Raw genomic sequence first — 24,795 nt, forward strand, 5'->3', positions numbered from 1 at the left:
CGATGCCGTTTGAATAGGTCCCCGCCTTAGCCGCTAGGCCGGCATCCTGAACCGGAGGTTCAGAATTGGTCGCAGTTAGCAGCACTTCGGGTACATCAGACTAGTGACGCGCACACCCGTGCTACAAATTTCCGCAACCGTGCACATGGCATTGGTTCAAGGAATATATGACCTTGGCGAACCAGGCAGGGAAGCTGACTAAACTGTTTGGTGCTCTGCTGTGTGCTGCTGTTCGAAAACGTCTTGTGGACGTTTTCGTGAACATCACTTTAGCGCGATTTTAATCCTTTATGTAGCGGGTTTTATTGAACCCCGTACTGCTGGATGACTGCGCCAAGCTGCTCATTCATTTGGTGCATTGTACGACGGATTTCTTCCGCTGGGAATGCTTCGCCGTGCCGCACGCTCGTCTGCAAACGCAGCAATTCCGATGCGATCGAGAGCGCGGCCATCACGGCGATGCGGTCCGTGCCGCGCACGTTGCTGTGATTGCGGATCTTCGACATTTCCGCGTCCACGCGCGCCACGGCTTCGAGCAGCGCGCCTTCGGTTTCCGGCGAACAGGCGAGGCGATAGCTTTGGCCGAGAATCGTCGCGTCGATCTGTTTGGTCGTCATGCATTTTCTCCGTGGCGAGCCGCGTTTTGACCCGTGCCTTCGTCGCCGGCGTTTTGCGACGGCTCGAGCAAGTCGAGCTGGTTGTCGCGCTCCGCGCCCGTGCGCGCGCGCGGCAGCTTTTCGAGGATCGCGTTCAGACGAACCTGAGCGTCGTCGATCTTGGCCGAGAGCCCATCGCGCTCGGCCTGCAGCGCGTTGCGCTCTTCGCGCACCTGGTCGAGTTCGGCGCGGGTTGCTTCGCATTGCGCCTGCAATTGCGCGAGTTGCTCTTCGAGCGCCACGCGTGCTTCATGATGGCGCTGATTAATCTCGATCAGCCGCCCGATGTTTTGTGAGAGTGTTTCGAGTTCGTTGAGCATCTGCTGCGTCCTCTAAAGACAGGCATTCTAGCGCGGATTGTCGCGTATTCCGATAACTGCGACGTTTCCAGACGTAACAGCACCGCTTCATGGTGGCTTCTTGCTGTTTTTGAACCGCCATGTGTGGGCAGGCGACGCCCGGGAACGCATCTTGCGCCATGCGCGAGGCCGGCCTTCATATCGTGGTTGTCACCGCGTTTCGCGCAATAATGGCGCTTTCTTGACGCCCGCACGGGGCCCTCCTACACTTGCCGGCCCCGTTTCGCCTCTAACGATCGCGTGTGTCAGTGTCCCGGGATCGACTCCTTTCGACGATGCGAACCGTCAACTCCGATAAATCGCGCAGCACCTCTGCGCCGGCCGTGCCGCGCGCTTCTGGCGCCAATGTGTTGCGTCGCACGATGAACGCGCGCCGCGCGGCAACGATCTGGTGTGGGCTTGCCTTGGCCGCGCTCGCAGTGTTCGTGGCGTCGCTTGCGATCGGCAGCGTGCCGGTGACGCTCGCGCAGGCGCTGCATGCGCTCGTGCCCGCCACGCCGGGCACGACGGCCACACAAAGCGCCAACGACATGGCAAGCGAGATCGTGCGCACGCTGCGCTTGCCGCGCGCGCTCGGCGGCTTCGCGTGTGGCGCGTTGCTCGCGCTCGCGGGCGCGCTGCTTCAGGTGCTGTTGCGCAATCCGCTCGCCGAACCCTACGTGCTCGGCGTCTCGGGTGGCGCTGCCGCATTCGCGCTGGTGGCGATGATCGCGGGCGCGGCGTGGTGGGTCGTGCAAACGAGCGCCTGCGCGGGCGCTTTCGTGTCGATCCTGCTCGTGCTCGGCCTCGCGCGCCGCGAGCTTTGGCGCGGCGAACCGCAGGACAGTTCTCCGCGTCTGTTGCTCACGGGCGCGGTGACGGCGGCGGGGTGGGGCGCGCTGATCACGCTGCTGCTGACGCTCGCGCCTGAAGCGAGCCTGCGCGGCATGCTGTTCTGGCTCACCGGCGACCTCAATGGCGCCGGCATGCCATGGCCTGCGCTGATGGCGCTTGCGCTCGTGCTTGCATTCGGCGTGAGCGCCGCGCCGCGCCTGAACGTCCTGCTGCGCGGCGACGCAGCCGCCCAGGCGCTCGGCGTGCCGGTGCTGCGCTTGCGCGTGGGCGTTTATCTCGCGGCATCGCTCGCAGCGGCGGCGGCCGTCACCACGGGCGGCACCATCGGCTTCGTCGGGCTCGTCGTGCCGCACATGTTGCGGCTCGCGTTCGGCAACGACCAGCGCATGCTCGTGCCCGCAGTCGCGCTCGCGGGCGGTCTCGCGGTGATGGGCGCCGATCTCGTCGCGCGCACGATTGCCGCGCCCACGCAGTTGCCCGTGGGCGTCGTGACCGCGCTCGCGGGCGTGCCCGTGTTCCTGTGGATGTTGCTCAAAAGGCGCACGCCATGAGCAGCAACGCTGGCCGCCGCGCTCCAGGTCACGAGCCGGCTCACGACCCGGCTCACGACCCGGCTCACGATAAGCCGTTGCTCGCCGTGCATGCGCTCACGCTGCGCACGGGCGCGCGCACGCTGGTCGAAGGCCTCACGCAGCGCTTCGGCGCGGGCGAGATCTGGTGCGTGGCCGGCGCGAACGGCGCGGGCAAGACCACCTTGATCGCAACGCTCGCGGGGTTGCGCGAGAGCGCGGCGGGCCACGTCGAAGTCGACGGCATTGCGTTGCGCGACTGGCCGCCGGTGCGCCTCGCGCAACGCCGCGCGTTGATGCCGCAGGACGTGCGCGATGCATTCAGCGCAAGCGTGCTCGATACAGTGCTGCTCAACCGCTATCCGCACCTCGCGGGCTGGGGATGGGAAAGCGAAGACGACCGCGCCGCCGCGCACGCCGCGCTCGCGCTGCTCGGTCTCGAGACCCTCGCCGCGCGCGACGTGCTTTCGCTCTCGGGCGGCGAGCGCCAGCGCGTCGCACTGGCGGCGGTGCTCTGCCAGGGCGCGCCGCTTTTGCTGCTCGACGAACCGCTCTCGCATCTGGATCTGCATCATCAGATCGCGTGCCTGGAAGCGCTTTCGCACTGGGTGAATACCGGGTCGCGCGCGGTCGTGTTTTCCTGTCACGATCTCAATCTTGCACGGCGCTACGCGACGCACGCCCTGCTGCTCGATGGCCGCGGCGGCTGCTTCGCGGGCGCGGTGCGCGACGTGCTCACGGCGGAGCGCGCGAGCGCGGCCTTCGGCCACCCGCTCAGGCTGATCCGCGAGGGTGTGCACGAGGCGCTCGTGGCCGCTTTCGAACTTCCACGCGAGCGCTGACGCCTTTTGCGCGCGCGCGCGAGCGGTATTGAACAGCGCATTGAACCGCGCATTGAACCGCGCATTGAACCGAACTGAAACCAACATGACTTCAACGCTTTCCGAATTGCTGGCTGTCGAGCCGCTCGATCCGTCGCTGCGCAATGAGCTTCAGCACCTCATCGATACCAAGACCAAGCCACCGGGCAGCCTCGGTCGACTCGAGGCGCTCGCGCGCCAGCTCGGCCTGATCCAGCGCACCACGCGCCCGAGCGTCGAGCGTCCCGTGATGATCGTGTTCGCCGGCGACCACGGCATCGCTAACGAAGGCGTGAGCCCGTATCCGCAGGCGGTGACCGCGCAGATGGTCGCGAACTTTATCGCGGGCGGCGCGGCCATCAACGCGTTTAGCGGCGTGGCCGGGCTCGAGCTGGAGATCGTCGATGCCGGTGTTGCAACGCCATTGCCGCCACTGCCGCCGCTCACTGAGGTTTCGACGCTCGTCTCGCTGCCGGTCGCGCGCGGCACGCGCAACTTCGCGCACGAAGCGGCGATGACGCGCGACGAAGCCATTGCTGCGCTCGCGACGGGCGCGGCGCGCGTGCGTCACCACGCGGCACTCGGCACCAACGTAATCGGTTTCGGCGAGATGGGCATTGCGAATACGTCATCGGCTGCGTGCCTGATGAGCCGCTTGTGCGGCGTGCCCATCGACGAATGCGTGGGGCGCGGCACGGGGCTCGACAACGCGGGCCTCGCGCGCAAGCGCAATGTGCTCGCGGCGGCGCTCGCGCGTCACCCGAATGCGCGCGAGCCGATCGATGTGCTCGCAACCTTCGGCGGCTTCGAGATCGCGATGATGACGGGCGCGTTTCTCGAAGCGGCACGCCAGCGCATGGCGATTCTCGTCGATGGCTTCATTGCAACTGCGGCGCTGCTGGTGGCGGACGCGCTCGCGCCGCACGTGCGCGAGTACTGCGTGTTCGCGCATGCGTCGAACGAGGCGGGGCATCGTCGCATGCTCGATCATTTCGGCGCGCGCGAGCTGCTCGCGCTCGATCTGCGTCTGGGCGAGGGCACGGGCGCCGCGCTGGCCGTGCCGCTCCTGCGCGCGGCCGTGGCGTTTCTCAATGAAATGGCGAGCTTCGAGTCCGCCGGCGTGGACGAGAGCAGCGAGCGTGGGCATTGAATCCGCTCGCGGAACTGCGGTACTTCTTCACGGCGCTCGGCTATTTCACGCGCGTGCCGGTGCCGCGCTGGGTCGGTTTCGAGCCGCAATGGCTGAACGCGGCGGCGCGCTATTTTCCGCTCGTCGGCGCGTTGATCGGCGCGCTGGCGGCGCTCGTGTACCTCGCGGCGCTCCACGTGTTTGCCGCGAGCGTGGCGGTGCTGCTCTCGATGGCCGCGACGCTCCTCGCGACCGGCGCATTCCATGAAGACGGTCTTGCCGATTGCATCGACGCATTCGGCGGCGCGTATCAGCGCGAGGACGTGCTGCGCATCATGCACGACTCGCGCATTGGCGCGTTTGGCGCCATCGGCATCGTGATCTCGCTCGCGCTGAAGTGGCAGACGCTGGCCGCGCTGCCGCCGTTGCGCGCCGCCACGCTCATGCTCGCCGGCCATGCCGCGAGCCGCGCGCTCGCCATCAGCTACCTCGTCTCGCTCGATTACGTGCGGCCCGAGGGCAAGGCCAAGCCGCTCGCGCAGCGCATGAGCGCGCGCTCGCTCGGCTGCGCGTTCGTGTTCGGCCTGCCGTGGCTCTTTTGGCCCGCGTGGCCGGACTGGCGTGCGGGCGTGGCGACGCTCGCGGTGCTCGGCGTGCTGCGCTATGGGCTTGGGCGGTATTTCGTGCGGCGCATCGGCGGCTATACGGGCGATTGCCTCGGCTTCGCGCAGCAGGTGTTCGAGCTTGCGATCTATCTGATGGGGCTCGCTTGGATCTCGTCCTGATTCGTCATCCTGCCGTGGCGGTGGAGGCAGGCGTGTGCTACGGCAAGTCCGACGTCGCGCTTGCCGCAGCCGCCGATGCCGGCGCGGCATCGATTGCCGCTCGCCTCGCCGCGCTCGACGTGCGCGCGCCGCAACGTATCGAAACGAGCCCGCTTGCGCGTTGCGCGAGCGTGGCGCGCTTGCTCGGGCAGATGCACAACGGCATGGCTGCGCATGAAGATGCGCGTCTGGCGGAGATGGACTTCGGTGCGTGGGAGATGCAGCGCTGGGACGCCATCGAGCGTGCGCAGATCGACGCCTGGGCCGCCGATTTCGCGCATGCGCGCACACACGGCGGCGAGAGCGTCGCGCAGTTCTACGCGCGGGTGTCGACGTGGTTCGATGCGCTCGACGCCGGGGCGCACGAGCGCGTGTGGGCCGTGGCGCATGCGGGCGTGATTCGCGCGGTTGCCGCGCGCGCATTGGATTTTCCGCTCGAGCGCTGCGCACGCTGGCCGCTCGCCATGGCGGCGATCGTCACGCTGCGCCGCGAGGCGTCGGGCGGCGAGTGGCAGCTCGCGCGCTGGAACGCGTGACGTGCGCTGCCGGTTTATTCGGATTCCAGATTAATTGGTGTTTGCATCGCGCGAACGCGCGCGATCGAGATCCTCGCATAACTGCGCTGCGCCTTGTGCGATGCGCGGCCCGGGCCGCGTGAGCAGATCGCCGTCGATGGCGAAGAGATTGCCGCGCGCCACTGCATGCATCTGGGGCCACGCGCGCCAGTGCGCGAGCGCGGGCAGCGGCTGGTCCGGCGCCGTTGCGCCTTGCGACGCGGTGACGATCGCATCGGGATTGGCGGCCAGTACGGCTTCGGTGGAGAGCGTGGGCACCAGCGGATGCAGCGCGGCAAAGACGTTGCGTCCGCCGCATAGCGCGATCACGTCGCTGATCATGTGCTCGCCGTTGATCGTCATGAGCGGCCGGTCCCAGACTTCGTAAAACACCTTCACCGGCGCGCGCTGCGCGTAACGCGTGCGCAATTGCGCGATGGTGCTGCGATACGCGAGCGCCGCTTCCGCAGCGGTTTTTTCCGTGCCGAGCAGCGCGCCGAGCCGCGTGAGCGAGGTCGCCACATCGTCGAGCCGTCGCGGTTCGCTGAAGAAGAGCGGGATGTGCAGCTCGCGCAGACGGTCGATCTGCTGCTGCGCATTGCCATGCCGCCACACGACGATCAGGTCGGGCTTGAGCGCGGCGATGCGTTCGAGGTCGAATGCGCGATTGTCGCCGACGCGGGGCACGCTTCGCGCCTGCGGCGGGTAATCGCTGTAGGCGACCGCGCCCACCAGCCTCGCTCCGCCGCCCGCTGCGTAGATCAACTCGGTTGCGTGCGGCGAGAGGCTGATGACGCGCTGTGCGGGCGCGGCGAGCGTGACGGTTTCGCCGGCGTCGTCGACGGCGCTGATTGCGCTGATTGCGCCGGCACGGGCGGTTCCGGGTGCGAACGCGGCGCAAGCCGCCACGAAGAGCGCGTGGGTGAGCGGGCGGCCGCGCCGGCCGGTGTTCAGCCGCTTTTCGATGTGGTTCACGAGCGCGCCGAACGCGACCAGCGGATGCGCGCGGCGCGGCTCGCCAAGCCAGTGCTCGACGACTACGCCGGCAACGGCGAGAGCGGCGGTGGCGGGCCGGCTCAGCGTTGTCAGCACGATGGCGGCGCTTTGAGCACGAGCGGCAAACCGGCCGCCACAAGCGTCGCACGGTCGGCGAGCGCGGCGATGCGCTGGTTCAGGCGGCCGAGTTCATCGACGTAAAGGCGCGTGGCCGCGCCCATCGGCACCACGCCCATGCCGATCTCGTTGCTCACCACGAGCACGGTGCAGCCGGCGCGCTTTGCGCGCTCGCAGGCGGCGGCGAAGGCGTCGAGGCGGGCGCGCCAGTCGGGCAGCGGCGTCTCAGACTCGGGCGGGCACAGCAGGTTGGCGAGCCAGAGCGTGAGGCAATCGATCAGCACGCACTGGCCGGGCGTGGCCGCGGCGTCCAGCGCGCCCGCGAGATCGTGCGGCGCGACGATCAGCCCCCAATGGGCGGGCCGCCGCGCGCGATGATGCGCGACACGCGCGGCGAATTCGGCATCGGCATGCGCGCCACCGGGCATGCTGGCGGTGGCGATATAGGTGACTGGCAGGCCGCTTTCGGTGGCGAGGCGTTCGGCGTAGGCGCTCTTGCCCGAACGCGCGCCGCCGACGATGAAGGTGAGGTCGCGTGAAATCATCGTGCGATTGTAGCGGCCCGCGCAAGCCTGTTTCTAATGTGAGCAGTCCCTTCTCAAGCAGATTGACGGCGAGCGCGGCGGGAGCGCGTAGCCTGGCACGCCTTTACGGCGCGAGGGGCTGAAAACGGCGCATTTCAGCGAGGCCTGCCGCTTCAGTACAGCACCATCTGCGTGCAACGGAACAGTGCGGTGGTTTTGCCGTCCGGGCCTGTCACGGTGGCATCCCAGATCTGCGTGCTGCGCCCGAGATGCACGCCGGTCGCGACCACGCTCAGCGTGCCTTCGCGCGCCGTGCCCAGAAAGTTGCTCTTGAGCTCGATGGTGGTGAAATTCTTCGCGCCTGGCGGCAGGTGCGCGAAGCAGCCATAGCCACAGGCCGTATCGGCCAGGCAGATGACCGTGGCGGCGTGCAGGAAGCCATTGGGCGCGAGCAGTTCACTGCGGATATCGAGTTCGCCGCGCAGCAGCCCCTGATCGAGCGCGAGCGCGCGAAAGCCCATCAGCTCGGGCAGCCGGCCGCGCTGGCGCTGGTGCAGGGAATCGATGGTGATATCGGTGCGCAAGATGCTCATGGCAGGAGGTTCCTTGATTGTCGGAAAATAGGGGCGAAGCTCGACGCAGGCACGGGCCCGGACTTCGGCGCCGCCGCATTTGCCGATATTATCGGACGGTTGCGTCGGCGCATCGGTGTGTCGCGCGGCTTCCCGGTGGCTCGCGCGCGCAACGGCGTGGCAGCGGCGGCATCGGCGGAAGCGAAATCGGCAGAATTCGGCAGAATCGGCAAACCGGCTGGCCCGCGCGCCAGCCATCCTGACGGGAGCATTCATGACGGTGATCGTGGTGGCGAACCCCAAGGGCGGCGTTGGCAAGAGCACGCTGTCCACCAATCTGGCCGGCTATTTTGCGGCACAAGGCGAGTGGGTCGCGCTCGCGGATCTCGACCGGCAGCAGTCGGCGCACGCATGGCTCGACCTGCGGCCCGAGACGCTGCCCGCCATCGAGAGCTGGAGCGTCGATCTCGATAACCCGGCGAAGCCGCCCAAGGGGCTCGAGCACGCCATCATCGACACGCCGGCGGGGCTGCACGGCAACCGGCTCGCCGCGATCGTCGCGCTCGCGGACAAGGTGATCGTGCCGCTGCAGCCCTCGATGTTCGACATTCTCGCGACCAAGGACTTTCTCGACCGGCTCGCCAGGGAAAAGGCGGTGAGAAAGGGCGCCATCAAGGTGGGCGTGGTGGGCATGCGGGTGGACGCGCGCACGCGCTCGGCCGAGCAACTGCAGCGTTTCGTGGAGGGGCTGGACTTGCCCGTGCTGGGCTATGTGCGCGACACGCAGAACTACGTGCAGATGGCCGCCCACGGGCTCACGCTATGGGACGTCGCGAAAAGCCGCGTGGAGAAGGATCTCGACCAGTGGCGCTCGATTATCGAGTGGGTAAATGCCAAATGAGCAGCACATAAGCGGCAACCCCGGCGGCGCCTGCCTTGCCTGCGGGCGGCGCCGGCGCTCAAAGCCGAGGCCGCCCGGGTTTGGCGCGATCAGGTCCAGCTTTGCGTCGGCACGTGGTCGCGGCTGCCCTTGATGCGGTTGTTCTCGTCGACGAACACGAGGTCCGGCTTCCAGCCCGCCTTCAGCTCTTCTTCTTCCACATTCGCGAAAGCCGCGATGATCACGAGGTCGCCCAGTTGCGCGCGGCGCGCGGCCGAGCCGTTCAGCGAAATCATGCCGCTGCCGCGCTCGCCCTTGATCGCGTAGGTCGTGAAGCGCTCGCCGTTGTTGATGTTCCAGATGTCGATGCGCTCGTTTTCGACGATGTTCGCCGCTTCGAGCAGGTTCTCGTCGATCGCGCACGAGCCTTCGTAGTGCAGCTCGCAGTGCGTGACGGCGACGCGGTGAATCTTCGACTTGAGCATATGGCGTTGCATGGTGAGTCTCCTCATGCGAGCGGGCGCGCGGCCCGCCACGGGTAATACGGGAAAAATCGGCTGGAAAACGTATGAAACGGCGCGCGGCGCTCAGATCTCGAGGTTGTCGATCAGGCGCGTGGGGCCCAGCTTGGCCGCGGCCAGCACGACGAGCGGCGCATCCGCATCGGCGGCAACGCCGGCTGCGGGGGGCAGCAGGTTCGCGCGCTTGCGGATGGCGATGTAGTCGGGCTGCCAGCCGCGCGCGGCGAGCGCGGCCATCGCTTCGAGTTCGAGTTGCTGGAAGTCGTGGCGGCCCGAGAGCACGGCTTCGCGAATCCCGCGCAGCGCGAGCGCCAGTTGCGGCGCTTCCGCGCGCTCGGCGGGCGAGAGATAGCGGTTGCGCGAGCTGAGCGCGAGGCCGTCGGTGTCGCGCACGGTTTCGGCGGCAATGATTTCGGTCGGCAGCGCGAACTGCTGGCACATCGCCCGCACGATCATCAGCTGCTGGTAATCCTTCTTGCCGAACACCGCCACGCGCGGCTGCACGCACGACATCAGCTTCATGACGACCGTGCACACGCCTTCGAAAAAGCCGGGCCGGAACTCGCCTTCGAGAATGTCGCCCAGATTGTGCGGCGGATGCACGCGGTATTCCTGCGGCTGCGGATACATGTCGGCCTCGGTGGGCGCGAACAGCACGTAGACGTTTTCCTTTTGCAGCTTCTCGATGTCGTCCTGGAGCGTGCGCGGGTATTTGTCGAAGTCTTCGTTGGGGCCAAACTGCAGGCGGTTCACGAAGATGCTGGCGACCACCGGGTCGCCGTGCTGGCGCGCGAGGCGCATCAGCGAGAGGTGGCCTTCGTGCAGGTTGCCCATGGTCGGCACGAACGCGGTGCGGTTTTGGCCGCGCAACTGGTCGCGCAGTTCCTGAATCGAGCTGATGACTTTCATGATCGGATGCGTTATGCCTCGCACGGGGCAAGACGGGTTGCGGCAAGCGGATGGCGCGCGGCGCGGCCGCCCGGATGGCGTGCCCGGCCCGTCAGGGGCAGGCGCGGGCGATTGTAGAGGATTTGCGCTCGCGGCGCAGCCGTTCCGGATGGGGGGTTATCCTGGCCTGGCTTGATGGGGTCTTATCGCCCCTTCATCGAGCGTCAGGCGGAGCGCCGGGCGCGCCGCTAGGCCGGGAGATAGGCGAGGCGCACGTAGATCGGCGCAAACGGCTCGGCCTGGGTGATCTCGATGAGCGACTCGCGCGCGAGCTCGAGCATGGCGATGAAGTTCACGACCACCACGGGCACGCCGCGCGTGGTGTCGAAGAGCTCGGAGAACTCCATGAAGCGTGCGCCCTGGAGCCTGCGCAGGATCACGCTCATGTGCTCGCGCACCGAGAGCTCCTCGCGCGAGATCTTGTGGTGCTGGACCAGCTTCGCGCGCTTGATGACGTCGGCCCATGCGGCGCGCAGGTCGTTGCTGTCCACGTCGGGAAAGCGCGGCGTGATGCTCTGCTCGATATAGACCTCGGCGCGCAGGAAGTCGCGGCCGAGCTGCGGCAGACGGTCGATGCGCTGCGCGGCGAGCTTCATCTGCTCGTATTCGAGCAGCCGCCGCACGAGTTCGGCGCGCGGGTCTTCGGCTTCCTCGCCCGTGTCGGCCTTCTTGACCGGCAGCAGCATGCGCGACTTGATCTCGATGAGCATGGCCGCCATCAGCAGATATTCGGCGGCGAGCTCGAGGTTGGTCTTGCGCAGTTGCTCGACGTAGCCGAGGTATTGCGTCGTGACATCCGCCATCGGGATGTCGAGCACATTGAAGTTCTGCTTGCGGATCAGGTAGAGCAGCAGATCGAGCGGGCCTTCGAACGTTTCGAGGAAGACTTCGAGCGCGTCGGGCGGGATGTAGAGGTCTTGCGGAAGCTTGAAGAGCGGCTCGCCGTACAGGCGCGCGAAAGCGACGCCGTCGACCGTGTCGGGCGTCGAATCCGTGGCGGGAGCGGTGAGTGCGTCACCCGCGCTGGCCGGGCTTGCCGCAGCGTGATGCGCTTCGGCTGCGGCCGGAAGGGCATGACCCGCGGCGGCCTTCCCTTCGGCCTCATTAGCCATGTCGGCCCCGTCGGCCTCGGCCATCAGAAGTTCTGGTAGTAGACGTAGGGCGTTTGCTTGACGCGCGAGGCTTGCTGGCGCTCGCGCTCGTCGAGGTCGAGCGGCTGCTTGTCCCAAAGGAGCGCACGGCCTTTGCGCTGCTGCTCTTCCAGGCCGGGCTTCTGCTCTTTGAGTTGATTCAGGAACTGCGTGATTTCCGACTGATACATGGCGAATGTCCGTCGCGGGTAGTTTGCGATTAGTGCGATTCAGTGTGATTGACGCGTGTCGGCGAGAATTTTACCGCAAGCGCGGGACGGGGAACATCCGCACGGGCGATGCCGGGGCCCCGTCCCCGGCAGCCATGGTGCCCGGTTACAACGCATCTTGCGGCCCTTTTTGCGCCGCATCCTGGGGTTTTCGAGCGCCGATGTGGTGAAATAACGCGTTTGCGCCCGCGCCCGGCGTGTGCAACGGAAAAAAGAAACACGGCTGGAGGTTTGTTTGGCGGGAAGGGTGAACGAAGCGGTGCGCGTGCAGCAGCGTCCCTCGCGGGTGACGCGGCGCGGGCACGCCGTTGCGCGCGTGCAGACGCGCTCGCTGCGCTTCGCCGCGTGGCTCGCCGTGAGCCTTCTCGTCAGCCTCATGAGCGCGGCGCCCGCGCGGGCCGATCTGGTCGATTTGCTGCCGTGGTCGCACAAGCGCACCTATTACGACGTCGAAGTCCAGAGCTCGCCGCGCGAGCTGGCCAAGCTGCTCGAAGCGCACCTCGACATCGCGCGCTTTTCCACGCGGCCAGGCGTGAGCGACGATCAGTTCGACTTTCTCATCACCGCCACGCCGCAGCAGGTGCGCGACCTTGCGTCCACGGAAGGCTATTTCACGCCCGTCGTGCGAACCGACGTGCGCAGCGGCGAAAACGGCAAGCGTCGCGTGATCGTGCATGTGGATGCGGGCCCGCGCACGACCATCTCGGCGGTGAACCTGACGTTCACCGGGCCGGTGCTGAGCGAGGATCCCGCGCAGGAAAACGCCGCGCGTTTTGCGTTCTCGCTGCACGAGGGCGAAGCCTTCACGCAATCCGGCTGGAGCGGCGCCAAGAGCGCGGCGCTCAGGACGCTGCAGGCGCGCCGCTACCTGGGCGCGAAGATCGTGCGCTCCGAGGCGCGCATCGACCCGCTCAAGCATGACGCGAAACTTTCCGTCACATTCGACAGCGGCCCGACCTTCACGATGGGGCAGATCGACGTCTCGGGCACGCGGCGCTACCCGGAGCGGATCGTGAACAATGTGAACCCGATCACCCCCGGCGAAATCTACGATGTCCACCGCGTGACCGAACTGCAGCGCCAGGTCCAGAATACGCCGTACTACGCGAGCGTGGCCATCGACGTCGACGACAACCCGAAAAAGCCCGAGCAGACGCCGCTGCACGTCAAGGTAAGCGAGTATCCGTACAACAGTTTCCGCGGCGGCGTGGGCTACTCGACCGACACCGGCGCGCATGTTCAGGGCTCGTACACCTATCTGAACACCTTCGGTTCGGCATGGCCGCTGGAGCTTTCGGGGCGGCTCGACCAGATCCAGAAGTACGGCCAGATCCAGCTTTCGATGCCGCCGGGCGAGCATGCGTGGACCAACAGCGTGCTCGCGTCGTACACGACCACCGACGTCTCGGATACCACGATCTACAGCCTGCGCGCGGGCGTGCAGCGTACGCGCACGTCGCAGAACATCGACTTTGCGTATTCGCTGCTCTACTACCAGGATCGCCTCTACCAGAACGCCGGGCCGCCCACCATGGCCCGCGCGCTGATGCCCGAGTGGTCGTGGACGCGCCGCAACGTCGACGACCCGCTGTTTCCGCGCTCTGGCAACGTCGTGCGCGTCGAGGCGGGTTTCGGCGTGAAGGGCGCGGGCTCCGACGCCACCTTTGTGCGCGGCTACATGCGCGGCCAGCAGTACCTGCCGATCGGCCGCGACGACATCATGGTGTTTCGCGCCGAGATGGGCGGCGTCTTTACAGGGAGCAGTTCGTCGAGCGTGCCGGCGTCGCTGCTGTTTCGCGCGGGCGGTTCGAACTCGGTGCGCGGCTACGCGTTCCAGAGCATCGGCAACAACGTCGACGGCTCAATTCTGCCGACCAAGTATCTCGTGACCGGGTCGGCGGAATATCAGCACTGGTTCAATCACGACTGGGGCGGCGCGGTGTTCTTCGATGTCGGCACCGCCACCGATACCTGGGGAGAAAAGGTCTTCTATCCGGGCGCGGGTTTCGGCGCACGCTGGCGCAGCCCCGTCGGCCCGGTCAATCTCGACCTCGCGTACGGCTTTCGCGACCGCCGGGTGCGGCCCTACGTGACTCTCGGTATCGCTTTCTGATCATGACGCTCGCCACGTTTCGCGCTGTTTCGACGCCGCTGCCCGCCAGGGGGCGCTCCGCCAACGGGCGTTCCGCCGTGCGGGGCGACGCATGAGCGCGCGCGAGCGCTGGCGTCGCGCGGGCTGGCCCGTGCCTGCGGTGGCGTTTGCCACGCCCTCGGAGGGTGGCGGGGCGCTGCCCTCCGGAACACCACCGGGCGGCGATGGCGCGAACGGCAGCAGTGGCGCGGATGCGCCGCCGCCGCGCCGCCGGCGCCGCCTGTGGAAATCGCTTGCGTGGGCGGTTGCGGCGCCCGTGCTGATCGTGGCGCTGGTGGCCGGGCTCGTCTATGGCGTGGCGACGACCGAGCGCGGCACGGCCTGGGCCTGGCGCGTCGCCGTCAAGGCGCTGGGCGGGCAGCTCGCAGGCCGGCTCGATGGCGGCACGCTCGCAACGGGTCTGCGCCTGCGCGACGTGCGCTGGCGCGGCAAGGACGGCACCACTTTCGCGGTCGACCGCGCGAGCGGCCAGTGGGCGCTGGAGATCCACGAGGGGCGCCGCTGGCGCTTCGTGCTCGATTATCTGCATGTGGGCGACATCGACGCGCGCATTGTGCCGTCCACCAAGCCTTCGTCGCCAATGACGCTGCCGGGCGACCTGCGGCTGCCGCTCGCGCTCGAGATTCGCGATTTGCGCGTGGCGAAGCTCACATTGCACGAAGGCGCCTCGGCCACCGAGTTCTCGAACTTCGCATTCCACGCGCGCAGTGACGGGCGGCATCACGAGGCGGCCGTCGAGCAGCTCGACACGCCGTTTGGCGCGGTGAACGCGAGCGCGAAGCTCGACGGCGTGCGGCCGTTCGCGCTCTCGGGCGACCTCGGCTATGCGGGCAAGGTCAACAAGGAGGACGTGCAGGTGAGTGCACGCCTTGGCGGGTCGCTGGAGGCGCTCACCGCCGATATCGCGGCGAGCGGCATGAAGCTGACGGGGCAAGCCCACGCCGAGGCGGCGCCGTTCGCCGCAGTGCCGCTCAAGCGCGTGACGCTGGCCTTCGATCACGTGAACCCGCAGGCGTTTTCGCCGGGCGCGCCGTTCGCCGACCTCGCGCTGCGCGCCGACCTCGCGCCCGCGCAGGGCGGGGTCAAGCCGTTGGTGCCTGAGGCGGCGTCGCAAGCCGCGGCGTCCGGGGCAAAGGGCGCGTCGGGCACTGCGCCGGCTCTTGCCGCGGGCTTCGCATCAGGTGCATCAGGTGCATCGGGCGCTTCCGGCGCTTCCGGCGCCGCGGCGCGTCACGAGAACGCCAACGCAGCGGGCTTCACGGTCGCGGGCACGGTGTCGATCGTCAACGCAAAGCCGGGCGCCATCGACGCGCATCTGCTGCCGCTCATCGACGCGCACACGAATGTCGTGCTCGATGCGCACACGCAGCGCCTCTCGAACCTGAACGTGCGGCTCGTGAAGAACGCCACGGTGACGGGCGGCGGCGTGCTGAGCGGGCGCAATGGCCGCTTCGACCTCAAGGTGGCGGCACTCGACCTGAACGCGATCGAAGCGAGCGTGGTCCCGACCCAGCTCGCGGGACCGGTCACGGTGCGCCTCGCCGGCGACGCGCAGAGCGTCGCACTCGATCTCGCCGATCCGAAGGCCGCGCTGCGCCTGCAAGGCAAGGTGACGCAGGATCCCGCGCGCCTCGCGTTCAACGACGTGCGGCTGAGTTCGGGTGCCGGACGTCTCGATCTCTCGGGCGCGCTCAAGCATGACGCCAATTCGAGTTACACGCTCAAGGCGGTGCTGACCGATTTCGATCCGCTCTCGCTGACGTCGCAGGCGCCGGCGCGCACAGACGCGGCGCACAAGGCAGCGCACAAGGCGGCGCAGCCCGCGGCGCCCACCGATGCGCAGCGCGCGGCCGAAAAGAACGCCCTGAATCCGAGGCGCAACCTCGCGCTCAATCCGGCGATGAACCCCGCGCTCAATCCGGCGCAGACGAGCGAGCAGGCGGACGCGCAGAATGTCGCGCGCAATACGACCCAAAGCGCGACCCAAAGCGCGACTCGAAACGCCACGCAAGCCACCGCCCCCAAAACGCCCCCGCCGAAAGCGGCCCTGCGCAAAGCCGCGCCGAAGGCCCCGGCGCGCCGCATCACGGCGCGCGTGAACGGCACGCTCAACGCAAGCGGCATGCTTGCGCCCACCTTCACAACGAAGGCCGAGTTCAAGCTCGGCCCGAGCGTCTACGACGACTTGCCGCTCACCGGCGAGGGCCTCGTCCAGCTCGCGGGCTCGCGCATCCTGCCGAGCCGCGCGAACCTCTCGGTCGCGGGCAACACCGTCGACCTGCAGGGCAGCTTCGGCGCGCGCGGCGACCGCCTGCGCTTTCGCGTGGACGCGCCGCAGCTCGACCGGCTCGGCTTCGGCGTCGCGGGCCAGCTGGCAGCGAGCGGCGACCTGACCGGCACGTTTGCGCATCCCGACGTGACGCTCGACTACAAGGCCGAGAACGTGGTGTTCGGCGATAACCACGTTGGCCACGCCGAGGGCCGCGCCGAGGCGCGCGATGGCGCGAACGGCGCGCTCGCCTTCAGCGCCGATGCGAGCGGCATCGCCGTGGCGGGCGTCGACATCACGACGCTGAGCGCGCGCCTTGCCGGCACGCGCGCGAAGCACACGCTCACCGCGAGCGCGAAGGGCAGGCTGCAGGGGCAGCCGATCGACGTCGCGGTGGCGGCCAACGGCAAGCTCTTGGACACCCGCGAAGGCACGCGCTGGGACGGCACGGTGACGCAACTCGAGAATCGCGGCGTGCCGGGTGTGAAGCTGGAGGCGCCGGTGACGGTGAGCGCGGGACCGGGCAAGCTCACGCTTGGCGCGACGCGCATCGCGGCCGTTGGCGCCTTGCTTGACTTGAAGTCGTTCGACCTCGATCACGGCCGCATCCGCTCGGCGGGCGCGCTCACGAACGTCTCGCTCGCGCGCATCCTGCAGTTGCGCCAGCAGTTCACGGGCGTGCCGTCCACGCTCAGATCGGACCTGATCTTCGATGGCGACTGGGACTTCTCGCTCGGCCAGAGCGCGAGCGGCTATGTGCAGGTGAAGCGCCGCTCGGGCGACATCACGACCGAGATCGGGCGCGGGTTTGCCTCGCTTGGCATCGGCGATCTCCATGCGCGCGCCGCCTTCAGCGGCGGCAACCGGCTCACGTTCACGGCGCATGCGCAGGCGAGCCGCGTGGGCGTGCTCGACATCGACACGAACACCACGCTGGTGGCGCGCGACGGCATCCTCACGATAGCCGACGAAGCACCGCTCGGCGGCACGATCAAGGCGAACGTGCCCTCGCTCAAGACCACCGGCGGCCTGCTGGGCCCGAGCTATCTGCTCGACGGCCATCTCGCGCTCGACCTCGCGCTGGGCGGCACGGTCGCGAAGCCGAACCTCACGGGCTCGCTCGTCGGCGACGGCATTTCCGCCACGGTCGTCGATCAGGGCGTCGAGCTGAAGGACGGCGTGATACGCATCGCGCTCTCGAAGAATCTCGTCGACTTCCAGCAGGTCGAGTTCCACGGTGCGACGAGCGGCACGCTGCGCGCGACGGGCCGCGTGCGGCTCGACAATGCCGAACCCGATCTCACCGCGAGCATCATCGCTGACAAGCTCGAGCTTTTTGCTTCGCCTGACCGCAAGCTGTCGCTGTCGGGCAGCGCGACCATCGCCAATGGCGGGCATCTGGGCGGCATGCAGATCGATGGCAAGTTCACCGTCGATCACGCGCGCTTTGACATGCCCGAGTCAGCCGCGCCCGCGCTCGGCGATGACGTCGTGATCGTGCGCCCCGACGGCACGACCACGGGCGGCGTGCCGCCGCCGATCGAGGAGACGGCGTCGAAAAAACCCGCGCCGCGCTTCTCGCCGCGCTCGAACATCGCCATCAGCCTCGGGCGCGACTTCCGCTTCCATGGCCAGGGCGCGGACCTGGGACTGGCCGGCACGATCACCGTGAACAGCGCGCCCGATGTTCCGCTGCGCGCGGTCGGCAACGTGCGCGTGACCGAAGGATCCACGTACACGGCGTTCGGCACCAAGCTCAACATCGAGAACGGCTTCTTCACCTTCAATGGACCGGTCGGCAATCCGGGCATCAACATTCTCGCGATGCGGCGCAACCAGCAGGTCGAGGCGGGCGTGCAGGTGACCGGAACGGTCCAGGCGCCGGTGGCGAAGCTCGTTTCCGAGCCGAACGTGCCCGACAGCGACAAGCTTTCGTGGCTGCTGTTCGGCCACGGCACCGACCAGGGCAACAACGTCGGCCAGCAGAACGCGATGACGACGGCGCTTGCCCTGCTCGGCAGCGAGCAGGGCAAGCGCATCGCGCAGAGCATCGGGCTCGACGAATTCTCGATCGGGCGCAGCGAAGTCGGCCTCACCGATCCCGAGGTTGTGATGCTGTCCAAAGCCATCAACGAACGGTTCGTGCTCGGCTACGAGCAAGGGCTGCAGTCGGCGTCGAACGCGATCAAGGCCACCATCAACCTCACGCGCTATTGGTCGGTGACCGCTTACGGCGGCACGTTCTACGGCGCGGACGTGCTCTATACGCGGCGCTACGATCGCATCCGGTGGTAGCCGCAAACAAAACACCCCGCAGCGCAACTCGCCTGCGGGGTGTTGTCTTCTGCTAGCGAAGCCCCTCTCGCGAGGGGAACGCGGCGTTGTTTTACCGCACGCGCATGCCCGGCTTCGCGCCGCTATGCGGCTCGAGAATGTACAGGCCCGGTTCGGCCTTCTCGTCGGTGGCGGATGCCGCGAGCACCATGCCTTCGGACATGCCGAACTTCATCTTGCGCGGCGCGAGGTTCGCGACCATCACCGTGAGCTTGCCTTTGAGGTCTTCGGGCTTGTACGCAGAGCGGATGCCCGAGAACACATTGCGCGTCTTGCCTTCGCCCACGTCGAGCGTGAGTTGCAGCAGCTTGTCCGAGCCTTCCACAATGTTGCAGTCGACGATCAGCGCCACGCGCAGGTCGATCTTCGCGAAGTCGTCGATGGAGATGACTTCGGGCGTTTCGTCCGATTTGTCGGCAGCGGGCTTCTTCGCAGCTTCCTTCGAGGCCTTCGACTTCTTGCTGGCGTCGGCGGCCGCGGGCGCTTCCGTGGCCTGCAGCGAGTCGCGGTTCGCGGCGAGCAGCGCTTCGATCTGCTTCGGGTCCACGCGCGTCATGAGGTGCTTGTACGCGTTGATCGGCTGTTGCGACGACAACGTCTTGCCGGCGTCGGCCCACGTGAGCGGCGCGATCGCGAGAAACTGCTCGACGCCCTCGGCGAGCGTGGGCAGCACCGGCTTCATTGCCAGCGAAAGCAGGCGGAATGCTTCGAGGCTCACGCTGCAGGTTTCGTGCAGCGCCGCCGCGTTGGCCGGGTCCTTCGCCTGTTCCCACGGCTTGGCCGTATCGACGTATGCGTTCACCGCGTCGGCGAGCTCCATCGTGTGGCGCAGCGCGCGGCCATACTCGCGCGCCTCGTAGTGCGCGGCGATCTGCGGGATCGCCGCGCGCAGTTGCGCGATGAGCGGATGATTCATCGCGCTGTCCTGCACGCGGCCCTCGAAGCGCTTGATGAGGAAGCCCGCCGCGCGGCTCGCGATGTTGATGTACTTGCCGACGAGGTCGCTGTTCACGCGCGCCTGGAAGTCGTCGAGGTTCAGGTCGAGGTCTTCCATCGAGCTATTGAGCTTGGCCGCGAAGTAGTAGCGCAGCCACTCGGGATTCAGGCCCGTGTCGATATAGCTTTGCGCGGTGATGAAGGTGCCGCGCGACTTCGACATCTTCGCGCCGTCCACCGTGAGAAAGCCATGCGCGAACACGTTGGTGGGCGTGCGATGGCCCGAGAACTGCAGCATCGCCGGCCAGAACAGCGTGTGGAAGTACAGGATGTCCTTGCCGATGAAGTGGTACTGCTCGGTCTTCGTGTCGGGCTTGACCCACGCGTCGAAGTCGAGGCCGCGCTTCTCGCACAGGTTCTTGAAACTCGCGTAATAACCGACGGGCGCGTCGAGCCACACGTAGAAGTACTTGCCCGGGGCGCCTGGAATCTCGAAGCCGAAGTACGGCGCGTCGCGCGAGATGTCCCAGTCGGCGAGCTTCGATTCGCCCGCGTCGCCGAGCCACTCGCGCATCTTGTTGGTGGCTTCCGGTTGCGCGAGGCCGCTCACCCAGCCGCGCAGGAACTGCTCGCAGCGCGGGTCGGAGAGGCGGAAGAAGTAGTGTGTCGAGGTCTTGCGGATGGGCGTGGCGCCGGAGACCACCGAATACGGGTTCTTCAGGTCGGTGGGCGCATAGGTCGAGCCGCACACTTCGCAGCTGTCGCCGTACTGGTCTTTCGCGCCGCACTTCGGGCACTCGCCCTTGATGAAGCGGTCCGGCAGGAACATGTTCTTGAGCGGATCGTAGGCCTGCTCGATGTCGCGCGTCTCGATGAGGTCCGCCGCCTTGAGCGCGAGGTACACCGATTCCGAGAGCACGCGGTTCTCGTCGGAGTCCGTCGAGTAGTAGTTGTCGAACGATACGCCGAAGCAGTCGAAGTCGCGCTTGTGCTCTTGCCAGACGCGCGCGATCAGCTGTTGCGGCGTGAGGCCTTCCTTCTCGGCGCGCAGCATGACGGGCGTGCCGTGGGTGTCGTCGGCACCGACGTAGTAGACCTCGTGGCCATGCATTCGCAGCGCGCGAACCCAGATGTCCGTCTGGATGTACTCGACCAGATGGCCGATGTGGATCTGCCCGTTGGCATAGGGCAGAGCAGACGTGACGAGGATCTGGCGGCGGCCGCTTTGAACGGTAGACGCGCCGGCTGCGACGAGGTCGGTGGCGGGTGCTGACATAAGTGGGGGGAATCCGATGTTGCGGGGGAAACGACGATTTTAGCAGGGCGGGGGCGGGGCGCGTTCGGCCGGGGAAGGACGGCCCACGCGCATGCGGACGCACATGCAAAAATGCCAGGCAAAAAAACCGGGGCAGGATGGCCCCGGAGCAACAACGACAAGAGGAGAATGGTGACGTGGCGGCGTCGCCGCACACGTACCGTAAAGAAAGACAGCGGGGTTGGGGGAGAGTTCGAAAAATTTTTCAATCCGCTAACTTCGCCCGCCGTGGGTCTGCCCGAAGGCCCGCCTGCTGCAGTTTGCGCACGCCCAAAACACAAGCGGGACGGCTTTGCAGCCGTCCCGTTTCATGGTGTTGCCGGCGTCGCGATATTGCTGATGCGGCGCCGCGAGGCGCGCTTAGCCCCCCTGGTGCTGCGCCGTCGCGCGCAGATAGATTTCCACGCGGCGGTTCGCAGTGCGGCCGGCTTCGGTGCTGTTGTCCGCGATCGGCTGGGTGTCGCCGCGGCCTTCGGCGGCCATGCGCTGCATCGGGATGCCGCGCCCAGCCAGATAGTTGACCACGCTCTGCGCGCGGTTGACCGACAGCGTCTGGTTGTAAGCGGGCTGGCCCGTGTTGTCCGTATGGCCCACGACCTGCGCGACCACTTCCGGGTTCTGCTGCAGCGTCTGCGCGACCTGGTCGAGCACCGGCGCGAACGACGGCTTGATCGCGTAGCTGTTGGTGTCGAACGTCACGTTGCTCGGGATGTTGAGCTTGAGCGAGCCGTCCGGCTGCTCGCTGATCTGCGTGCCGGTGCCCTTGGTGGCGCCGGAGAGCTTGTTGTGGATGGCGGTCCAGTTGTAGCCCGTGATGCCGCCCACCAGCGCGCCGGCGCCCGCGCCGATGGCCGCGCCCTTGCCGCCGCCGAAGATCGCGCCGATGGCCGCGCCCGTGCCAGCGCCGACACCGGTGCCGATGGCGGTGTTGGTACCCTGCTCGGTTGCACAACCGGCGACGAGCGCACCGGTAACGGCGAAGACGGACAGGCGGGTCAAGATTCTTGTGTTCATTTTCAATCCTCTCTTGGGTGGAACTGCACAGTCGCTTGTGCCGGTCACTGCGCCCGATTGGGCCCGATTGGGCCCGATTGGCCTCAGGGTCTTCGGACGGCGCGCGGCTGCAACTACTACAATGACGACTTGGGCACATGCGCGAGTCGTCTGGCAATGATGGGTCCTTTTTTGCGACGGCTTGACAAGTGCACATTCGGCACAAGCAGCGGTGCAAAAAGGGCCGATGCCGCGAAGCGTGCCTTGCCGCGGGCATTTGCGCAATCCAGCTTAACAATTTCTTGCGATTTCCGGCGCTGACATGACACCTCACGGCATTCCGGCCGCGCGGGCGCCGGCGCATTCTTGCACACGGAGTTTGAATGAGCATTGATCGGGCATTGGTCGACGCCGCGCTGGCGGCCCTCGTGGATCCGAACACGGGCAAGCCGTACGCAACGGCAAAAGGTGTGCGAAACGTTACGGTCGACGGCGATACGGTTGGCGTCGAAATCGTGCTCGGCTATCCGGCAAAGAGCCAGTACGACGCGGTCCGCGCCCAGGTGGAAGGCGCGCTTGCCGGCGTGCCCGGCGTCAAGGCGAGCCGGGTCGCGGTGCGCCATGAGATTACCGCGCACACCGTGCAGCGCGGCGTGAAGCTGTTGCCGAACGTGAAGAACATCGTCGCCGTGGCCTCGGGCAAGGGCGGCGTGGGCAAGAGCACGACTGCCGTGAACCTCGCGCTCGCGCTGGCGGCCGAAGGCGCCTCGGTCGGCGTACTCGACGCGGATATCTACGGCCCGTCGCTGCCGATGATGCTCGGTATCGTTGGCCGCCCGCAATCGCCGGACGGCCAGTCGATGGACCCGCTCGAAGGGCACGGCGTGCAGGCCAACTCGATCGGCTTTCTGATCGAGCAGGACAACCCGATGGTCTGGCGCGGCCCGATGGCCACCTCGGCGCTCGAGCAGTTGCTGCGCCAGACCAACTGGCGCGAGCTCGACTACCTGGTGGTGGACATGCCGCCGGGCACGGGCGACATCCAGCTGACGCTCTCGCAGAAGGTGCCGGTCACGGGCGCGGTGATCGTGACGACGCCGCAGGACATCGCGCTGCTCGACGCGAAGAAGGGTCTCAAGATGTTCGAGAAGGTGGGCATTCCGATTCTCGGCATCGTCGAGAACATGGCCGTGCACGTTTGCTCGAACTGCGGTCACGCCGAGCACATCTTCGGCGCGGGCGGCGGCGAACGCATGGCGAAGGAGTACGGCGTGGAGGTGCTCGGCAGCCTGCCGCTCGACATCGGGATTCGCGAACAGGCCGACTCGGGCCATCCGAGCGTGGTGGCCGATCCGGCTGGCTCGGTGGCCGCGACTTACAAGGCGATCGCCCGCCGTATCGCGATCCAGATCGCGGAGCGCGCGCGCGACATGAGCTCGAAGTTCCCGACCATCGTCGTGCAGAACACGTGAGCCGCGCATCGCGCGGCTGGCGGGCCAGGCCGGCAAACTGTCCCTGTTTGAGCCGATACCGAGCCGAGGCCGCGTGGCGTACCTCGTTAAGCCTTGCTGCATAAGGCTTGCGGCGTGTGTGGCAGCGCTCACGCGGGGCGCGCACAAGGCCTTGCGCGCGGTATCATGTGACATTCAAGGGTCCGGATCGACGGGCGCAGGGGCGCACCGCGTGCGGACATGAGGATTGCATGGGCAAAGGAATCGAGAGGGGAGACGCAAGGCGCGCGGGCCGCGCAGCCCTGCTGGCCGTGGCGGCGTGCATGCTGCTGGCCGGCTGCACCAGCTTCATGGGCCGGCAGGACAAGCGTGCGCTCGCACAGGTCTTGCCTGTCGTCGGCAGCCAGGTGCGGGGCACCGTCTCGTTCGTCGAGCGCTCGGACGGCGTGCAGGTGAGCTACAACCTTCTTGGCCTCGCGCCCGACAGCGACCACGCGGTCCAGGTCCACGATCGCGGCGACTGCAACGCTGCCGACGCTTCGAGCGCCGGCAGCGTGTTCGCACCCGCGGCCGATCGCCTCAAGCCGGGCGTGCGCGTGGAGGGCGACCTCGGCAATATCCACGCGGATTCCAATGGCGTCGCCATCGGCTTCATCGTGGCGCCGGAAGTCTCGCTCGACGGCGTGCGCTCCGTGCTGCAACGCGCGGTGCTCGTGCATCGCGACGCCATCGATCCCTACGCCTTTCCCGCGCGCGGCACCGGCCCGGCGCTCGCCTGCGGCGTGATCAAGGCGCAGTGACGCGCGGCCGCACCGCACGCGATGACGCCCCGCCAAGGGGCGCCTCGCGTGCACTTCCAGGCACGCCGATCCACATCGCGTAAAATAGGCGCCTTTCGTACAGCGGCGGCGCGCCGCGAAGCGGGCGGCAGGGCGCGCGAGGCGCGCTTTCGGGCCATTCCCGCGCCGCTTCTGCGTTGTTTCCGGCGTTATCTTTTTTCGTTCCCCGTTTTTTCTGGACCGTAGCCCAACATGGCAATCAAATCCGACAAGTGGATCCGGCGCATGGCCGAAGAGCAGCAGATGATCGAGCCGTTCGTGCGCGACCAGGTTCGCATGTCGGAGGACGGCCGCAAGATCGTGAGCTACGGCACCTCGAGCTACGGCTACGACATTCGCTGCGCCGACGAATTCAAGATCTTCACGAACATCAATTCGACCATCGTCGACCCGAAGAACTTCGACGAAAAGTCGTTCGTGGACTTCAAGGGCGACGTCTGCATCATCCCGCCGAATTCGTTCGCGCTCGCGCGCACGGTCGAGTACTTCCGCATTCCGCGCAATGTCCTGACCGTGTGTCTGGGCAAGTCCACCTATGCACGCTGCGGGATCATCGTGAACGTGACGCCCTTCGAGCCCGAGTGGGAGGGCTACGTGACGCTCGAATTCTCGAATACGACACCTTTGCCTGCCAAAATCTACGCGAACGAAGGCGTGGCCCAAGTGCTCTTCTTCGAGAGCGACGAGGTCTGCGAGGTGTCGTACGCGGATCGCGGCGGCAAATATCAAGGCCAGCACGGCGTCACGCTGCCCAAGACCTGAGTTCGAGCGCACCACCGCCCACCGCACACACGACATATGGG

At 67.1% G+C, this 24,795-nt stretch carries 22 protein-coding genes and 1 other RNA gene; 11 read left to right on the forward strand and 12 right to left on the reverse strand.

Annotated elements, in window-relative coordinates; translation table 11 throughout:
• Positions 1–14: 14 nt before the first annotated feature.
• The 3 genes from ssrS to P5W99_RS04270 all read right to left on the reverse strand — a co-directional run bounded on the left by ssrS (position 15) and on the right by P5W99_RS04270 (position 976).
• Positions 15–195: non-coding RNA, 6S RNA (gene ssrS, locus P5W99_RS04260), on the reverse strand.
• Between the two features lie 107 nt (positions 196–302).
• Positions 303–617, reverse strand: a complete 315-nt coding sequence (locus tag P5W99_RS04265; protein ID WP_421023390.1) for a cell division protein ZapA — start codon at positions 615–617, stop codon at positions 303–305.
• Positions 614–976 carry an ATPase gene (locus tag P5W99_RS04270; RefSeq protein ID WP_421023391.1) on the reverse strand — a complete coding sequence of 121 codons (363 nt, stop codon included), beginning with the start codon at positions 974–976 and terminating at the stop codon, positions 614–616. Before P5W99_RS04270 ends, P5W99_RS04265 begins: the two co-directional genes overlap by 4 nt.
• Before the next feature lie 314 nt (positions 977–1,290).
• Here P5W99_RS04270 and P5W99_RS04275 point away from each other — a divergent pair, with 314 nt between their 5' ends.
• The 5 genes from P5W99_RS04275 to cobC all read left to right on the forward strand — a co-directional run bounded on the left by P5W99_RS04275 (position 1,291) and on the right by cobC (position 5,767).
• Complete coding sequence (locus P5W99_RS04275; RefSeq protein WP_434662001.1) at positions 1,291–2,400, forward strand: FecCD family ABC transporter permease; 1,110 nt, start codon at positions 1,291–1,293, stop codon at positions 2,398–2,400.
• Positions 2,397–3,260 carry an ABC transporter ATP-binding protein gene (locus tag P5W99_RS04280; protein ID WP_434662003.1) on the forward strand — a complete coding sequence of 288 codons (864 nt, stop codon included), beginning with the start codon at positions 2,397–2,399 and terminating at the stop codon, positions 3,258–3,260. The genes P5W99_RS04275 and P5W99_RS04280 overlap by 4 nt, the downstream gene beginning before the upstream one ends.
• Before the next feature lie 85 nt (positions 3,261–3,345).
• The gene (gene cobT, locus P5W99_RS04285; RefSeq protein ID WP_434662005.1) at positions 3,346–4,428 is read left to right on the forward strand and encodes a nicotinate-nucleotide--dimethylbenzimidazole phosphoribosyltransferase; all 1,083 of its coding nucleotides are present in this window, start codon (positions 3,346–3,348) and stop codon (positions 4,426–4,428) included.
• Positions 4,425–5,192 carry an adenosylcobinamide-GDP ribazoletransferase gene (locus P5W99_RS04290; protein WP_421023395.1) on the forward strand — a complete coding sequence of 256 codons (768 nt, stop codon included), beginning with the start codon at positions 4,425–4,427 and terminating at the stop codon, positions 5,190–5,192. The genes cobT and P5W99_RS04290 overlap by 4 nt, the downstream gene beginning before the upstream one ends.
• A complete protein-coding gene (gene cobC, locus P5W99_RS04295; protein ID WP_434662006.1) occupies positions 5,177–5,767 on the forward strand; it encodes an alpha-ribazole phosphatase in 591 nt (196 codons plus the stop codon). The genes P5W99_RS04290 and cobC overlap by 16 nt, the downstream gene beginning before the upstream one ends.
• A 30-nt stretch (positions 5,768–5,797) precedes the next feature.
• Here cobC and P5W99_RS04300 read toward each other — a convergent pair whose 3' ends face one another.
• The 3 genes from P5W99_RS04300 to P5W99_RS04310 form a co-directional block, all read right to left on the reverse strand.
• Positions 5,798–6,694 (reverse strand): cobalamin-binding protein, encoded by an 897-nt coding sequence (locus P5W99_RS04300; RefSeq protein WP_434662432.1) that lies wholly within the window; start codon positions 6,692–6,694, stop codon positions 5,798–5,800.
• A 176-nt stretch (positions 6,695–6,870) separates the two neighbouring features.
• Positions 6,871–7,443 carry a bifunctional adenosylcobinamide kinase/adenosylcobinamide-phosphate guanylyltransferase gene (gene cobU, locus P5W99_RS04305; protein WP_434662008.1) on the reverse strand — a complete coding sequence of 191 codons (573 nt, stop codon included), beginning with the start codon at positions 7,441–7,443 and terminating at the stop codon, positions 6,871–6,873.
• A 152-nt stretch (positions 7,444–7,595) separates the two neighbouring features.
• Positions 7,596–8,015 carry a PaaI family thioesterase gene (locus tag P5W99_RS04310; RefSeq protein ID WP_421073908.1) on the reverse strand — a complete coding sequence of 140 codons (420 nt, stop codon included), beginning with the start codon at positions 8,013–8,015 and terminating at the stop codon, positions 7,596–7,598.
• Between the two features lie 253 nt (positions 8,016–8,268).
• Here P5W99_RS04310 and P5W99_RS04315 point away from each other — a divergent pair, with 253 nt between their 5' ends.
• Positions 8,269–8,895, forward strand: coding sequence for an AAA family ATPase (locus tag P5W99_RS04315; protein WP_421023399.1), 627 nt, complete (start codon positions 8,269–8,271; stop codon positions 8,893–8,895).
• 89 nt (positions 8,896–8,984) lie between these two features.
• Here the strand turns inward: P5W99_RS04315 and panD are convergent, their stop codons facing one another.
• The 4 genes from panD to P5W99_RS04335 form a co-directional block, all read right to left on the reverse strand.
• Positions 8,985–9,371 carry an aspartate 1-decarboxylase gene (gene panD / locus P5W99_RS04320; protein ID WP_028221186.1) on the reverse strand — a complete coding sequence of 129 codons (387 nt, stop codon included), beginning with the start codon at positions 9,369–9,371 and terminating at the stop codon, positions 8,985–8,987.
• Between the two features lie 90 nt (positions 9,372–9,461).
• Positions 9,462–10,304, reverse strand: a complete 843-nt coding sequence (panC, locus tag P5W99_RS04325; RefSeq protein ID WP_421073766.1) for a pantoate--beta-alanine ligase — start codon at positions 10,302–10,304, stop codon at positions 9,462–9,464.
• 227 nt (positions 10,305–10,531) lie between these two features.
• Complete coding sequence (locus tag P5W99_RS04330) at positions 10,532–11,455, reverse strand: segregation and condensation protein A (RefSeq protein WP_421073767.1); 924 nt, start codon at positions 11,453–11,455, stop codon at positions 10,532–10,534.
• A gap of 23 nt (positions 11,456–11,478) precedes the next feature.
• Positions 11,479–11,664, reverse strand: a complete 186-nt coding sequence (locus P5W99_RS04335; RefSeq protein WP_129561447.1) for a DUF3460 family protein — start codon at positions 11,662–11,664, stop codon at positions 11,479–11,481.
• Between the two features lie 274 nt (positions 11,665–11,938).
• Between P5W99_RS04335 and P5W99_RS04340 the strand changes: the two genes are divergently transcribed.
• Complete coding sequence (locus P5W99_RS04340) at positions 11,939–13,816, forward strand: autotransporter assembly complex protein TamA (RefSeq protein ID WP_421079146.1); 1,878 nt, start codon at positions 11,939–11,941, stop codon at positions 13,814–13,816.
• Positions 13,817–13,907: 91 nt separating this feature from the next.
• Positions 13,908–18,419: a translocation/assembly module TamB domain-containing protein gene (locus P5W99_RS04345; protein ID WP_421079147.1), complete on the forward strand. Its 4,512-nt coding sequence runs from the start codon at positions 13,908–13,910 to the stop codon at positions 18,417–18,419.
• A 91-nt stretch (positions 18,420–18,510) separates the two neighbouring features.
• Here the strand turns inward: P5W99_RS04345 and metG are convergent, their stop codons facing one another.
• Positions 18,511–20,670: a methionine--tRNA ligase gene (metG, locus tag P5W99_RS04350; RefSeq protein WP_421023404.1), complete on the reverse strand. Its 2,160-nt coding sequence runs from the start codon at positions 20,668–20,670 to the stop codon at positions 18,511–18,513.
• Positions 20,671–21,069: 399 nt separating this feature from the next.
• Entirely contained in the window at positions 21,070–21,723 is a 654-nt protein-coding gene (locus P5W99_RS04355) for an OmpA family protein (RefSeq protein ID WP_421073770.1), read from the reverse strand.
• Positions 21,724–22,085: 362 nt separating this feature from the next.
• On the opposite strand from P5W99_RS04355, the gene apbC reads away from it, so the two are divergent.
• The 3 genes from apbC to dcd all read left to right on the forward strand — a co-directional run bounded on the left by apbC (position 22,086) and on the right by dcd (position 24,754).
• The gene (gene apbC, locus P5W99_RS04360) at positions 22,086–23,174 is read left to right on the forward strand and encodes an iron-sulfur cluster carrier protein ApbC (RefSeq protein ID WP_421023406.1); all 1,089 of its coding nucleotides are present in this window, start codon (positions 22,086–22,088) and stop codon (positions 23,172–23,174) included.
• A gap of 230 nt (positions 23,175–23,404) precedes the next feature.
• A complete protein-coding gene (locus P5W99_RS04365) occupies positions 23,405–23,953 on the forward strand; it encodes a superoxide dismutase family protein (RefSeq protein ID WP_421079148.1) in 549 nt (182 codons plus the stop codon).
• 231 nt (positions 23,954–24,184) lie between these two features.
• The gene (dcd, locus tag P5W99_RS04370; RefSeq protein ID WP_129561453.1) at positions 24,185–24,754 is read left to right on the forward strand and encodes a dCTP deaminase; all 570 of its coding nucleotides are present in this window, start codon (positions 24,185–24,187) and stop codon (positions 24,752–24,754) included.
• Positions 24,755–24,795: the final 41 nt, after the last annotated feature.

Origin of the sequence: Paraburkholderia sp. A3BS-1L, assembly GCF_051125215.1 — a bacterium.
Taxonomy (GTDB): Bacteria; Pseudomonadota; Gammaproteobacteria; order Burkholderiales; family Burkholderiaceae; genus Paraburkholderia.

Excerpts from the sequence above, each read along its gene's own strand:
- P5W99_RS04315 (WP_421023399.1), top strand. The coding sequence starts at position 8,269 with ATGACGGTGATCGTGGTGGCGAACCCCAAGGGCGGCGTTGGCAAGAGC.
- cobT (WP_434662005.1), top strand. The coding sequence starts at position 3,346 with ATGACTTCAACGCTTTCCGAATTGCTGGCTGTCGAGCCGCTCGATCCG.
- P5W99_RS04345 (WP_421079147.1), top strand. The coding sequence starts at position 13,908 with ATGAGCGCGCGCGAGCGCTGGCGTCGCGCGGGCTGGCCCGTGCCTGCG.
- P5W99_RS04310 (WP_421073908.1), bottom strand. The coding sequence starts at position 8,015 with ATGAGCATCTTGCGCACCGATATCACCATCGATTCCCTGCACCAGCGC.
- P5W99_RS04280 (WP_434662003.1), top strand. The coding sequence starts at position 2,397 with ATGAGCAGCAACGCTGGCCGCCGCGCTCCAGGTCACGAGCCGGCTCAC.
- P5W99_RS04270 (WP_421023391.1), bottom strand. The coding sequence starts at position 976 with ATGCTCAACGAACTCGAAACACTCTCACAAAACATCGGGCGGCTGATC.
- apbC (WP_421023406.1), top strand. The coding sequence starts at position 22,086 with ATGAGCATTGATCGGGCATTGGTCGACGCCGCGCTGGCGGCCCTCGTG.
- panC (WP_421073766.1), bottom strand. The coding sequence starts at position 10,304 with ATGAAAGTCATCAGCTCGATTCAGGAACTGCGCGACCAGTTGCGCGGC.
- P5W99_RS04355 (WP_421073770.1), bottom strand. The coding sequence starts at position 21,723 with ATGAACACAAGAATCTTGACCCGCCTGTCCGTCTTCGCCGTTACCGGT.
- panD (WP_028221186.1), bottom strand. The coding sequence starts at position 9,371 with ATGCAACGCCATATGCTCAAGTCGAAGATTCACCGCGTCGCCGTCACG.
- dcd (WP_129561453.1), top strand. The coding sequence starts at position 24,185 with ATGGCAATCAAATCCGACAAGTGGATCCGGCGCATGGCCGAAGAGCAG.
- P5W99_RS04275 (WP_434662001.1), top strand. The coding sequence starts at position 1,291 with ATGCGAACCGTCAACTCCGATAAATCGCGCAGCACCTCTGCGCCGGCC.
- P5W99_RS04330 (WP_421073767.1), bottom strand. The coding sequence starts at position 11,455 with ATGGCTAATGAGGCCGAAGGGAAGGCCGCCGCGGGTCATGCCCTTCCG.
- P5W99_RS04365 (WP_421079148.1), top strand. The coding sequence starts at position 23,405 with ATGGGCAAAGGAATCGAGAGGGGAGACGCAAGGCGCGCGGGCCGCGCA.
- P5W99_RS04335 (WP_129561447.1), bottom strand. The coding sequence starts at position 11,664 with ATGTATCAGTCGGAAATCACGCAGTTCCTGAATCAACTCAAAGAGCAG.
- metG (WP_421023404.1), bottom strand. The coding sequence starts at position 20,670 with ATGTCAGCACCCGCCACCGACCTCGTCGCAGCCGGCGCGTCTACCGTT.
- P5W99_RS04265 (WP_421023390.1), bottom strand. The coding sequence starts at position 617 with ATGACGACCAAACAGATCGACGCGACGATTCTCGGCCAAAGCTATCGC.
- cobU (WP_434662008.1), bottom strand. The coding sequence starts at position 7,443 with ATGATTTCACGCGACCTCACCTTCATCGTCGGCGGCGCGCGTTCGGGC.